Origin of the sequence: Acinetobacter sp. GD03645 (assembly GCF_029845285.1) — a bacterium.
In the GTDB taxonomy this organism is placed as follows: domain Bacteria; phylum Pseudomonadota; class Gammaproteobacteria; order Pseudomonadales; family Moraxellaceae; genus Acinetobacter; species Acinetobacter corruptisaponis.
This window is the reverse complement of sequence record NZ_JAOCLL010000007.1, coordinates 86,240-98,351: the sequence shown is the minus strand read 5'-3', so window position 1 is coordinate 98,351 and position 12,112 is coordinate 86,240. Positions and strand designations below refer to the sequence as shown.

At 38.8% G+C, this 12,112-nt stretch carries 12 protein-coding genes and 1 tRNA gene; 8 read left to right on the top strand and 5 right to left on the bottom strand.

The annotated features are described in order from the left end of the window. Positions 1-91 precede the first annotated feature (91 nt). The 3 genes from N5J47_RS07395 (at position 92) to N5J47_RS07385 (ending at position 2,592) form a co-directional block, all read left to right on the top strand. Positions 92-1,201: a porin gene (locus N5J47_RS07395; RefSeq protein ID WP_279959377.1), complete on the top strand. Its 1,110-nt coding sequence runs from the start codon at positions 92-94 to the stop codon at positions 1,199-1,201. A gap of 208 nt (positions 1,202-1,409) precedes the next feature. After that, a complete protein-coding gene (locus N5J47_RS07390; RefSeq protein ID WP_279959378.1) occupies positions 1,410-1,970 on the top strand; it encodes a phosphatase PAP2 family protein in 561 nt (186 codons plus the stop codon). 112 nt (positions 1,971-2,082) lie between these two features. Continuing rightward, on the top strand, positions 2,083-2,592 hold the full coding sequence (locus tag N5J47_RS07385; protein WP_279959379.1) for a DUF1543 domain-containing protein: 510 nt from the start codon (positions 2,083-2,085) through the stop codon (positions 2,590-2,592). Positions 2,593-2,653: 61 nt separating this feature from the next. On the opposite strand, the gene N5J47_RS07380 is transcribed toward N5J47_RS07385, so the two are convergent. Genes N5J47_RS07380 through N5J47_RS07370 form a run of 3 tightly spaced genes read right to left on the bottom strand, consistent with a single transcriptional unit; the run spans position 2,654 to position 3,857 of the window. Further along, entirely contained in the window at positions 2,654-3,364 is a 711-nt protein-coding gene (locus tag N5J47_RS07380) for a hypothetical protein (protein WP_279959380.1), read from the bottom strand. After that, positions 3,327-3,533 carry a molybdopterin-dependent oxidoreductase gene (locus N5J47_RS07375; protein ID WP_279959381.1) on the bottom strand — a complete coding sequence of 69 codons (207 nt, stop codon included), beginning with the start codon at positions 3,531-3,533 and terminating at the stop codon, positions 3,327-3,329. The genes N5J47_RS07380 and N5J47_RS07375 overlap by 38 nt, the downstream gene beginning before the upstream one ends. A gap of 12 nt (positions 3,534-3,545) precedes the next feature. Beyond that, positions 3,546-3,857 (bottom strand): hypothetical protein, encoded by a 312-nt coding sequence (locus tag N5J47_RS07370; RefSeq protein ID WP_279959382.1) that lies wholly within the window; start codon positions 3,855-3,857, stop codon positions 3,546-3,548. Positions 3,858-4,541: 684 nt separating this feature from the next. On the opposite strand from N5J47_RS07370, the gene modA reads away from it, so the two are divergent. The 5 genes from modA to N5J47_RS07345 all read left to right on the top strand — a co-directional run bounded on the left by modA (position 4,542) and on the right by N5J47_RS07345 (position 10,412). Continuing rightward, a complete protein-coding gene (gene modA, locus N5J47_RS07365) occupies positions 4,542-5,264 on the top strand; it encodes a molybdate ABC transporter substrate-binding protein (protein WP_279959442.1) in 723 nt (240 codons plus the stop codon). 568 nt (positions 5,265-5,832) lie between these two features. Next, positions 5,833-6,642, top strand: a complete 810-nt coding sequence (locus N5J47_RS07360; protein ID WP_279959443.1) for a metal-dependent hydrolase — start codon at positions 5,833-5,835, stop codon at positions 6,640-6,642. Between the two features lie 301 nt (positions 6,643-6,943). Then, positions 6,944-7,219: a type I restriction-modification system subunit M N-terminal domain-containing protein gene (locus N5J47_RS07355; RefSeq protein ID WP_279959383.1), complete on the top strand. Its 276-nt coding sequence runs from the start codon at positions 6,944-6,946 to the stop codon at positions 7,217-7,219. 79 nt (positions 7,220-7,298) lie between these two features. Then, complete coding sequence (locus N5J47_RS07350; RefSeq protein ID WP_279959384.1) at positions 7,299-9,110, top strand: AAA family ATPase; 1,812 nt, start codon at positions 7,299-7,301, stop codon at positions 9,108-9,110. A 6-nt stretch (positions 9,111-9,116) separates the two neighbouring features. Next, positions 9,117-10,412, top strand: coding sequence for an McrC family protein (locus N5J47_RS07345; protein WP_279959385.1), 1,296 nt, complete (start codon positions 9,117-9,119; stop codon positions 10,410-10,412). A 76-nt stretch (positions 10,413-10,488) separates the two neighbouring features. Here the strand turns inward: N5J47_RS07345 and N5J47_RS07340 are convergent. Then, positions 10,489-10,564 (bottom strand) — tRNA-Arg (locus N5J47_RS07340). Between the two features lie 82 nt (positions 10,565-10,646). Further along, positions 10,647-12,005: an amino acid permease gene (locus N5J47_RS07335; RefSeq protein WP_279959386.1), complete on the bottom strand. Its 1,359-nt coding sequence runs from the start codon at positions 12,003-12,005 to the stop codon at positions 10,647-10,649. Positions 12,006-12,112 lie beyond the last annotated feature (107 nt).

Here is a 12,112-nt window from a genome sequence, read left to right as displayed (position 1 = left end):
CTTTTAATTATTCCAGATTGAACTGTTCATTTTCGTTTTTAGCAAACGGAATAGGGATGTTTTGACTTTTTATACGGTTAGGAAAAACAAAGTGAAGATAAAAATTGCCTTTGCAACAATGTTGAGTCTTATGGCGAGTTCAACGTTCGCAGCTCCAAAGATTTATGGCGAGATTGATGCAAGTTTAGATTATTTACCTGAAAACAATGCGCATGTGGCGGATCGTGATGTATGGAAAGTGAGTAGCAATAGTTCTTTTCTGGGCATCAAGGGTGAGGAAAGGTTAACTGAAAACCTCAGTGCCATTTATTTGGCAGAATGGGCATTTTATGCAGACGGGGATAAAACGGACTGGTCGCAACGTAATCGTTTCGTAGGACTAAAGGATGAACGTTTTGGAGCCATCAAAATTGGTAAACATAATACGCCATTAAAAGAATTGTCGAGCCCAGTAGACAGCTTCAACAACTATATTGGTAACAAGGCCGATGTAACAGGAATCATGACAGGTGAAAACCGTGTCAACAATGTCGTGGTGTATGACTCTCCTGAAATTGAGCTGAAAGGCGGCAGTTTGGAAACCAGTGTCCTGCTTGCAACAGGAGAGGGTGGTCAAATTAAGGATGATGGCCGTGGTGGAGTGAATACCGCTGGTGGAGGTCTGGGCGATGCATGGTCTGTTTCGCTGAGCTATGCCCATCCATTGTTTCTTGTCGGCATTGCCTATGATAAAGCGATACCCAGTGACTTTTTAGGTCATGGATTATTGAATGCCAAAGATACTGAAACTCAGGTTGATGAGGTGTTTGCAGCAGCCAATACACTACGTTTGATTGGTCGTTTAACCCCAGTAGAGGGCTTGGCCCTAAAAACCTTATACCAAACCTCTAAGGTTGCAGATCAGCAGGGCAATGATGCTGCTGCGGTCAACATAGATGATTCGCAGGGCTGGCTGATTGGAGCTGAATATAAATTCCCTCATCAATCAAAATGGGCTGTGAAAGTGCAATATAGTCAAAACTCCACCAGTTTTAAAAACGGTGAAGCGGATTTTGAGGCCAGACAGTTGCTTATAGGCAGCGATTATTCATTTAGCAAACAGGTGAAAGCCTATGCTTATGCAGGCTACTCAACTTTTGAACGGGCAAGTGCCAAAGACAAGCAACCTGTGGTCGGAAGCGGTTTGGAATTTAAATTCTAAAGATCAAGAAAATCTGGGTAAATAGGGTAAATTTACCCTATTTATTTGTAGTTATCAGAACCTAAGCTTAGGAAGATTTTAAAAAGAAACTGGACTGAAACTTTAGGTAAAATAATCAGAAAGTATTATAGAAATTAATAAATTTTTCATCTTTATCCTGTATATTGTGCACATTCATCTGTTATGGATAATGTGGATAGAAACGGAAATGATTTTTAAAGATTTGAATATTTTTTTATTTCACTGTATTAACTCTTTAGCCAAGGAATATCCATTTTTAGATAAAATAGTCATATTTTTAGCGGATGACCTAAATACAGTTTTTATTAGTTTCCTCCTGTTTTTAGTTGCCATTCAATGGAAAACCTATAGCCTTATATTTGTAAAGACATTGGTTATCGTTTTATTTTCATTAGTTTTAAGTGATGTCGTCGAATTCTTTTATCATCATCCGCGACCGTTTCAAATTGGTTTAGGGGATAAACTGATTGGACATGGAGCAACGTCTTCATTTCCAAGTCAGCATACCTTGACTGTCGTGATCATTGGCTTTGCTTATTGGTTTGCAGGCTTTAAAAAGATTGGAATGGTTGGCCTGGCACTCAGTCTGGTTGTTGGATTGTCAAGAGTTTTTGTAGGTGTGCATTTTCCATTTGATGTGGCTGGCTCGTTTATTATTGGTTTTATGCTGGTCATCGCAACCAATTATGCCTTAAAAGAGTTGGCCTCAAGAATAAGAAGAATCAATCCAGTTGGGATGATGGATTGATTTTTGTCTTTCCTCTTACTTCGACATTCCTAAAAAGATTGAGTATTTCAGTTGTTATATCTTATGATTAATTTAACTCATTGAATCATATTTTCTGTTCTTGGATATTGAAATGAAATCATTGTATCTGGTACTACTGGGTGGCAAGCATGAACAAGCCAATATTGAGGTGCATGATGTCATCCCTGTGATTTGCAGTGATCTAACAGAAGCTTATCCCTATCTAAAGCAACAATGGTTTGGCAAGTCACAAGGACTGCATATTGATGGATGGATGAAAATTCAGGGGACGATCTACCATGATCAATCTTACCAACTTGTCATCAGTCAGGAGGCATCGCTCTCTGAACTCAAACCTTATTTAATTAATCTAGGCGCTTATCTTCCCACTGAGTTTGGCGAAACCCATAAATACTTGGTGGTTGCAGGCAAAGACAAGGCAGATGCCAAGGCACAGGGAAAATTGGCAATCGAAAAGCATTGGTTTAAACCACATACCGACGCTGTCATTGATTTGGATGATTGTCTGGAAATAGCATCTATCGAGCAACATTACCTGTCATTTGTGCAAGGTGAATTTCTAGAAAATCCATTTATGAATGACTACATCATTCTCCCTTAGAACATTAGATCAGTTAGGGTTAAGCGAATCGGTGGTTCCACTTTTTGCAAATGAATGGGGGTTAATATACATCGCGTAAATAACGTTTATCACGGCTCATACTGGCGACATATTCACTGGCTTGCTCTGCCGACTTATTGCCATGTTGTGCAATGATTTCTTTTAGTGCAGCATCCACATCTTTTGCCATACGGCTGGCATCACCGCAGATGCAGAAGTATGCACCTTGTTCCAGCCATTGCCATAACTCCGCACCATGCTCACGCATCCGATCTTGCACATAGATTTTCTGTTCCTGATCACGCGAAAAAGCAAGGTCTAAACGGGTTAACACGCCATCTTGCTGGAATTTTGTCAGTTCATCCTGATAGTAAAAATCGGTACTGGATTTTTGCTCGCCAAAGAATAACCAGTTTTTACTTGGCTTAGCTAAAGCCTGACGCTCCTGTAAAAAGCCACGGAAAGGGGCAATGCCTGTACCTGGTCCAACCATGATCAAGGGAATATCTGTATCGGCAGGTGGATGGAACGATGCTGATTTTTGTACAAAAATTCCAATATGACCTTGCTCGGCACGATCAGCTAAAAAGGTTGAGGATACTCCTTTTCGCGCATTGCCCTGATAATCATAACGCACTGCGGAAACTGTAAGATGAATCTGGGTAGGGTAGGCTTTCGGACTTGATGCAATTGAATACAGTCGTGGTTGTAGTTTAGCCAGAATACTGATGAGTTCACTGACCGATATTGGCACCGATGACAAAAAATACATCGGAGTGATCAAAATCCTTGTATGAACCAGAAGGGCCATCAGCACCTAAAGACAGTTTATAGCCACTGCCTGCACTCGCCATACATAGGCGTGAGTTGGATTCAATATTGTTGGTGCCGACAAAACCCTTGGCCAGTTTATTGATCAGATACTGCGCTTCAATCGACATTTGCCCAAAAACTTAGAATGACACTGCATTCGGTCCATCACGATCAATAATTTGACGAAAGCGCTTTGCAGTTTCAGTAATGACGCTATTCATCGAGCTTGCAATACGTTCTTCCTGACGTTGCTTGCGGATATAGGCTTTTTCCATGCGCCTAGAATTGCGTAAGGCTTTATCGGCTGACGAGCCTTTGGTACATAAACGTCCAAAGTTGGTTGGATGTTGCTTGTCACCTGCAAGTTTCACCACCTGACCATTTTCAACCTGCAAAATCATGCCGCAGCCTACACCACAGTAGGGACAGACAGTTTTGATTGATTCAGCCATGATCATTACCTTTATTTCAACATTGCGAATGAACATTTGAAACGAGTGTCTTCATTTCACCCATTCAAATAAACGCAAGCAGGCATCGTTGGCTGCATGGAGATGCATATCTTTAATAGCACTATAAAGTCAGCAAAAAATGTGCCATTGAATTTAAGTTATTGTTATCAAAAATATTTAATTGGATTGGCATATCAATTGCTTAAGTTGGGCTGAAATAACAATGTGAGTTATTTCTTTGTAGAGCACAGACAAAGACGTCTATGACCAGTCATTTAAACAATGAAAGGCATAGACGTTTTTGTTTTTAATTTGATGTTTTTTATCGCTATATTCTTAAAAATATAGCGTAAATTATGGATACCTAAACCTAATTAAGCAGAGAGGAAACATAGAGGTGCAGTGATTTTCATCACTGTATCGTTGCTTGGAGTATGGGTAAATTGCACCAAAAAAGCTTTGTACTGCTCATCCTGCACTAAAACTGGCGCAAGTGTTGTTCACTTCAAGACGATTTGCATCATGAAAGGGCAGAGCCAAGACATTTAAAAATGAATGATGTTCAAAATTATGCAACCTAGCGATATATTCATAAAAATATATCGAATTAAATGAAAGGATAAAATCATGCAAATCAACTTTAGAAAAAATGGGTTATTACTGGCACTTTTTAGTGGTAGCCTCATGCTGAGTGTCAACGCGTTAGCCGCAGATGTCGTGACAGTCTATGCCGCAACCAGCTTAACCAATGCCATTAATGATCTTGACGCAATTTATGAACAGAAAAACAAGGTTGAGGTTAAAACCTCCTATGCAGGTTCTTCAACCTTGGCCAAACAGATTGAAGCAGGTGCGCCAGCCGATGTATTCATTTCTGCTGATGTACAGTGGATGGATTATTTGCAAAATAAACAACTGGTTGCAGAGGGTGATCGGATTAACTTGTTGGGCAATCGTCTAGTATTGATTACGCCTAAAGACCGCCCGATTAAAATTAAGATGGACCAGAAATTTGACCCAAGCAAAGTGGTACAGGGCAAACTTTGTACAGGCGATACCAAAAGCGTTCCTGTGGGTAAATATGCCAAACAGGCATTAACCTCACTCGGTTGGTGGGAAAAGCTAGAACCACGTTTGGTGGAGACCGAAGATGTCCGTGCAGCACTGAACTTTGTGGCCCGTGGCGAGTGTCAGGTGGGAATTGTTTATGCAACGGATGCCGCAATTAGCAAGGATGTCGTGGTGGCAGGGGTATTCCCTGAAAATACCCATCCACCGATTATTTATCCTGTTGGCTTGACCAAGAAAAATACGGAGTCGGTGAAATTCTACCAGTTCCTGCAAAGTGGTCAGGCCAAAACGGTATTTAAAAAATATGGGTTTAGTGTGTTGCCTCTTGTTAAGTAAAAAATAATAAATTGAGAATAGAGCCTACGATGTGAATCGTAAGCTCTATGTATTGGGATTGGAGTAAATATTTTTAGTGATGTGTTCAATAAGGGGGAATGAGCATCAGTCTTAGTTTTAAATCATTTACGCTTCTTTATTTTTTTAGTTGAGCACCTCTAATCCTCGTATAATTCAATATCAAAATATAGAATGACTTATTATATGATTAAAATAATTTCATCTAAGGACGATTGGGAAATTATTTTTGCTTCAACATCAATGTGACATAAACGATTTCTCTAGGCATATTTTCTTTTTTTCTTTAGGGAATAATTCCTTTAATGTCATAAAAAGTCTTTATAGGACAAATTGGAATAATATTCTAGAAACAATTTGACAGCATGCATAGCAAGTTATAGGTTAATGATTAGTTCTAATTTGGAACTATGTTGAATTTTATATAGCCAACTTTTTGCAGCTTACATGATTTTTGATTGCTCACTCTGGGAAATAAGACTTTTTTGTGAATCCCTTTTCGGTGGTATTGTAATGGTCTGCTAAGGTTTTATGTGTGGGGCAAGCTATGATGTCAATGGATGTAGATACAATTACTGTGCGTCAAACGCAATTCAAACCTGAGAAAATTAAAGTTCATTATACTGAATCTACTTTGATGTCACATTTTCTCACAGCCTTATCAATGAGTTTTCCACAAGGCGAACGTTTTTTTGTAGAAACTGTCCGTAATGTGCGAGATAAAATTAGTGATGAACGATTGCAAAAAGATATTTCAGGTTTTATCGGCCAAGAGGCACATCATGCCCGTGCTCATGAACAGTTTAATCAACTGGTGCAAAGCAGTGAATATCATTTAAAAAGATTTGAAAAGGCTTACGAACAGGAGATGATTCGTTTACGGACTTTAAGCCAGCGCCGTCAATTGGCTGCAACGGTTGCACTAGAGCATTTTACAGCGATGATGGCAGGTTATATGCTTAAATATCCAAATGTTATGTTCAAGGGTTTATCTGAAAATATGAGGAATCTTTGGCTCTGGCATGCTGTTGAAGAAATTGAACATAAACATGTGGCATTTGATGTATATCAACAGGTTTTTGCTAATCTACCTCAGCGTCGTCGCAGTATGCGAACGATTACAGTGGGATTTATTAGTAGCACAATCGTGATGACAAGCCATCTGGTATGGCAAGACCGTAAAAATACTTTATATTCACCTGTGCAACTCTTAAAAAATGCGCAAACGCTTTTAGGGCTAACACAAATGATGTGGCGTTTGCTGCCTGACTATTGTGCATTCTATAAGGCCAGTTTTCATCCCTCCGAGATTGATCAACAGGATTTGTTAATAAAAGCTAGAGAATTATTAGCTGGCTAAATATTTAATATTAAACTTAGGAAGTTATCTGCTAATCGTGTGGCGTGGTCAGCCAGAGAGATTAATCAATGGATTGAGACTAAGCTAGCTATACATGTTGTAGATTTTAGTCTTGTCCATTGTTCATCATTAAGCATAAAACTATAAATTTCTTTTTCTTCAATAATGCTAAGAAAGCCCATTTTTATACGAATTAATCAACTTTTAACTTATTCTACGGGTGGTAAAACCCATTGTAAATCAGGCACAATTAGCTACATAAATTTTAAGTTTCAAGCTGTAAAGCAAGCGGTATATTTCAATGACAAATAACAATTTTTCTCAAGTTGCAGCTCTCATTTGGTCAGTCGCAGACCTACTTCGTGGTGACTTTAAGCAATCCCAATACGGACGCATGATTTTACCATTTACTTTGTTACGTCGTTTAGGTGAGTTTGATAATGCCTTGGATGATGCAGTGCTTGATAGTAATACCGCACATACTGAACAGATGACTCAACTGATGAGTGATCCAGCCAAAATGAGGCAGTTTGCCAATATTATTTATGCTGTGTTGGTGATTAAAAAACAGTTATAGAATATATCGAAAGAGGGTTTTTCTACAAAAATTAATAACATTCAGGCTATTAAATTTTTTTGTAAATATTGGGATATAAATGAATTATTGGATGTTAGGTGCTGATATAGATGGGGTGGATAAAACCCAAGATTTTGTCCAAAAAAATATTTGGTATGCAAATTCAAATAAACATGCCAAACAGATTAATCTTGTTAATATTGGAGATAAAGTTGCGATAAAAACAGCGTATGTGCAAAAAAATAATTTGCCATTTCGTAACTATGGTTGTGATGTCAGTTGTATGAAAATTAAAGCAATTGGGGAAGTTATAGAAAACTTAAAGAATGGACGTGAATTAAAAATAAATTGGACGCTTTTGCCAAAAGAACGGATTATTTTTCTCAAAACTTATAGGTCTACGATTTCATGTGTTAGACGTACAGACGTACAGCAGATGGTTTTTGAAAATCAGATACAGAATTATAATGAGTTAGAAGATATTTATAGAGTAAGGGGTCAGAAACAAGGTAATCGAACAATGGAACAGAAATCAATACAAAATAAAAAAGTAGTTGAACAACCATTAAACCGAATTTTATTTGGTGCTGCTGGGACGGGTAAAACTTATCATACGATCAACCATGCACTTTCAATTATTGAAAATAAATCATTGGAAGAGTTAGAGATGGAGACCCGTGAAGAGTTAAAGAAAAGATTTGATACTTATAAAACTCAAGGACAAATAAATTTTATCACCTTTCACCAGAGCTTTAGTTATGAAGACTTCGTTGAGGGTATAAGGGCTAAAACGGATGAAAATGGGAATTTAATTTATGATGTTCAAGCAGGGATTTTCAAAGAAATTTGTGATTTAGCAAAAACTCAAAGTAGGAATAATATAATTGGAGCAGAATTTGGTAGAGGTTATATCTTAAAGTCAGTTAGTTCAGATGCTTTAGTGGTACATAAGCCGAATGGAAATTTGATTCATTTATCAACTGATTTAGCAAATCTTTTATTGGAAAAGGTAATCCAAAAAAAAATAACGATTGAAGATATTAGTCAGAAAAATGTCTTAGAGAAATTAGAAGAAAATAATCCATTATTAGAGCCTTATATTGTTAATGGTTATTGCACTGTATGGGCAAATTTAATTCAATTAATGCTGGATTGTAAAGGTGAAAATATTAAGCCTAATCTATCATATGTATTGATTATTGATGAAATTAACCGTGGTAACATTTCCCGTATATTTGGTGAATTGATTACCTTAATTGAAGATTCAAAACGTGCTGGAGCTGCTGAAGAGCTTTCAGTTATTTTACCGTATTCTAAAAAAGAATTTACGATACCACACAATCTCTATCTTATTGGTACGATGAACTCTTCTGACCGTTCATTAACAGGTTTGGATATCGCATTACGCCGTCGATTCACTTTTATTGAAATGCCGCCAAAGCCAGAAGAAATTAAAGATGAAAATGGTGTCTTGATAGAGATTCATGGTCAAGATCAAAGCGGTGAAGAGGCTTCTGTCATAGTTGCAGAATTACTGAAAGTGATGAATCAACGAATTGAGGTACTTTTAGATCGTGATCATTGCATTGGTCATGCCAATTTTATGAGTTTGCGAAAACAGCCGACCCTTGAAAATTTAGCCCATATTTTTAAACAAAAAATCATTCCACAATTGCAGGAATACTTCTTTGATGACTGGAGCAAAATCAGCTTAGTCCTATATCAAAATGGTATGATTATTGAAGATAATGAGATTAATATTTCTGCTTTGTTTCCAGCAAATGCCCAATTAGACATAGATTATTCTGAACAAAAGAAAATCTGGAAAATAAATGATGAAGCATTTAAAACGATTGATGCTTTTATTAAAATTTTAGGTACAAAAGGCTAAATACTCATGCCTGATTTTACCGTTCGAGAATATGCCTTTATCAGTGTGGCGTATAGCGGCTGCCCTGACTCAGACTTGGAACATGCCTATATTTCAGAGAAAGCTTTTGAGCATTTATGTGAACTGTCAGCATCATTTTCCAGACACGGTACGAAAGTCTTTGAATTGGCGGGTCGCAGGAAGTTGAAGCTGGATCAGCATGTGGGGCTAATTGAAACTCCATGTGGGACTCGCATTGAAATATTACCCAAGCATGTAGACGTTTGTACAGGAGATGAACAAAGCGTTATTCAACAAGAGCGCAGGCTGTTGCAAAAAATGCTGGGCGTTTCATTGCATCTGCCTTATCGGGAGGCTGGTAAGGCTGATTTAAAAAAGTTCAGACAGCCTTTGCATGAGTGGATTATCACGCAATTTTTAGCTGCGTTTGAACAGCTTGTACAAAGAGGATTACGTTTCGATTATAACCGTGTGCAAGAGGAACAAAAGTTTTTACGTGGGCAGTTACAGCATGCAAAGCATATGCGCCAGTCGCCAGCAAGAAAGCATATTTTTCCGATTGAACACGACATTTATGAAGTGAATCGACCTGAAAATCGTTTGATCCGTAAAGCCCTGGAAGTTGTTTGCAAGAAAACAAAAAATGCAGGAAATTGGAAGCTTGCACAAGAATTGCGTTTAATGACGGGAGAAATTCCTGCGAGTCGAGATATTAGACAGGATTTTAAACAGTGGAAAACAGGGCGATTGCTTGCCTTGTATAAAGAGATTAAGCCGTGGACTGAATTGATTCTTGGTGAGTTTATGCCTGTATCAACTCAAGGCGATTGGCGTGGTATGAGCTTGTTGTTCCCCATGGAAAAGCTTTTTGAGCATTATGTCGCTTATCATTTACGCCGAAATTTAAACAGTTGGGAAATCAGGACTCAGGTTTCTAGCCAATATATCTGTTTGCATGAAGATAGGCCTATTTTTAAACTTCGTCCAGATGTTCATATCCAGCATAAGCAAACGAGGCAGAAAATTATTTTAGACACGAAATGGAAACTGCTGGATCAGAATAAGCGCGGTGAGCGTTTCGGCTTCAAGGATGGCGATATCCAACAGATGTTCGCTTATAGTCACTATTATTTGGAACATACGAGTGAGGTCATCTTAATCTATCCTCAATACTCGAATAAATTTAATCATGAACTACGTTTTAAGTTTAATGTACAAAGCGATGGGGCATTTTTGAGGGCAATTCCATTTGATCTGGAAAATCCAGAAAAAATAATGACCTACATTTCTGATCTCTGTTGAGCAGGATTAATTGGCTGTTGGCATTAAGCGGAAGAAGTTAATTTTATCCCGAACAGCATTTTAGAACTAAGGTAAATGGTGCGCTCAGCGGGACTCGAACCCACGTCGGTCGCTTAGGAGGCAACTGCTCTATCCAGTTAAGCTATAAGCGCACAGTGCGATGATTGTAAATGAAAAAGCATAAACAAAAAAGTGATTGCTAGAACAATCACTTTTTCAATACCGATCAACTGTTTAATTCTTGGCTTTTAGATTCAGCACTTTATACAGTACAAACATGAGCACAATCCAGATTGGAATCATTAATACGGATTCCTTAAAGCCTTGCTGCCACATGATGTACAACACCACAGCAATAAATGCCAAGACCAGATAGTTGCTGAATGGCGACCATAATGCAGGGAAGTTGGTTTTCAGGCCTTTTGTTTTGGTCATTGCCTTGAATTTCAAATGTGTCAGGCTGATCATGGCCCAGTTGAGCACAAGAGCACCAACGACCACATACATCAAATGACCCAGGGCATCTTCTGGAACAAAGTAGTTCAACAACACACAGCCAAAGATCAATAAGGCAGACAGTAAAACCGCTGGCACAGGCACGCCCTGTTTATTGGTCTTGGCAAACACTTTAGGGGCATTGCCTTGTTGAGCCAGACCGTACAGCATACGACTATTGGCATACATACCACTGTTATAGACCGATAAAGCCGCAGTCAGGATAATAAAATTGAGTAAATGCGCAGCCCAGCCAATCCCCATCTGGCTAAAAATCATCACAAATGGACTTTTATCCAGACCACCTAAATCCAACTGGTTCCAAGGCACCAGTGACAACAGGATGGTGAGTGAACCGACATAGAAAATCAGGATACGAATCACCACCTGATTGATCGCTTTAGGAATGGTTTTCTTTGGATCATTGGCTTCGGCTGCCGCCATACCAATCAATTCAATCCCACCAAAGGCAAACATCAGGAACGCCAGCATATAGAACAGGCCATCAAAGCCATTTGGGAAAAACCCGCCATGTGCCCACAGGTTACTGAATGAAGCGGTTGAATTGGCATCTGCTGTAAACAGTAGGAACAGGCCAAACAGAATCATCGCAACCACTGCGGTCACCTTGATAATCGCTAACCAGAATTCCGATTCCCCATAGAATTTCACATTGGTCAGGTTAATGGCGGTAATGATGACAAAGAAAAACAGCACCGACTGCCAAGCGGCAATATGAGGCCACCAGTAATTGATATATTTGGCGACCGCCGTCAGCTCACTCATGGCAACAAGGATATACAATACCCAATAGTTCCAGCCTGAAAGGAAACCTGGAAACTTACCCCAATACTGATAGGCGAAATGGCTAAATGAACCTGCAACAGGTTCTTCAACAATCATTTCACCGAGTTGACGCATGATTAAAAAGGCAATCAAGCCACCAATTGCGTAACCCAAGATAATGGATGGTCCAGCAGACTGGATCACCTGTGCAGAACCTAAAAATAAGCCCGTACCAATTGCTCCACCCATCGCAATGAGCTGGATATGGCGGTTTTTTAGTCCACGCTGAAGTTGAGAAGAATCGTTGTTCAAAGGACTGAGCTCGACGATGAATAAGTGGATTATTCTAATAGATTGCAGGATTTTCGCCTAGTAAAAGTACAGGCAGGCTATGACTGTAAAGTAGTTTTTAAAAGTTA

What these genes read in the sequence shown, in the direction of transcription:
- N5J47_RS07390 (WP_279959378.1), top strand. Translation starts at nt 1,410, where the DNA reads ATGATTTTTAAAGATTTGAATATTTTTTTATTTCACTGTATTAACTCT.
- N5J47_RS07385 (WP_279959379.1), top strand. Translation starts at nt 2,083, where the DNA reads ATGAAATCATTGTATCTGGTACTACTGGGTGGCAAGCATGAACAAGCC.
- N5J47_RS07380 (WP_279959380.1), bottom strand. Translation starts at nt 3,364, where the DNA reads ATGTATTTTTTGTCATCGGTGCCAATATCGGTCAGTGAACTCATCAGT.
- N5J47_RS07375 (WP_279959381.1), bottom strand. Translation starts at nt 3,533, where the DNA reads ATGTCGATTGAAGCGCAGTATCTGATCAATAAACTGGCCAAGGGTTTT.
- N5J47_RS07370 (WP_279959382.1), bottom strand. Translation starts at nt 3,857, where the DNA reads ATGGCTGAATCAATCAAAACTGTCTGTCCCTACTGTGGTGTAGGCTGC.
- modA (WP_279959442.1), top strand. Translation starts at nt 4,542, where the DNA reads ATGCTGAGTGTCAACGCGTTAGCCGCAGATGTCGTGACAGTCTATGCC.
- N5J47_RS07360 (WP_279959443.1), top strand. Translation starts at nt 5,833, where the DNA reads ATGTCAATGGATGTAGATACAATTACTGTGCGTCAAACGCAATTCAAA.
- N5J47_RS07355 (WP_279959383.1), top strand. Translation starts at nt 6,944, where the DNA reads ATGACAAATAACAATTTTTCTCAAGTTGCAGCTCTCATTTGGTCAGTC.
- N5J47_RS07350 (WP_279959384.1), top strand. Translation starts at nt 7,299, where the DNA reads ATGAATTATTGGATGTTAGGTGCTGATATAGATGGGGTGGATAAAACC.
- N5J47_RS07345 (WP_279959385.1), top strand. Translation starts at nt 9,117, where the DNA reads ATGCCTGATTTTACCGTTCGAGAATATGCCTTTATCAGTGTGGCGTAT.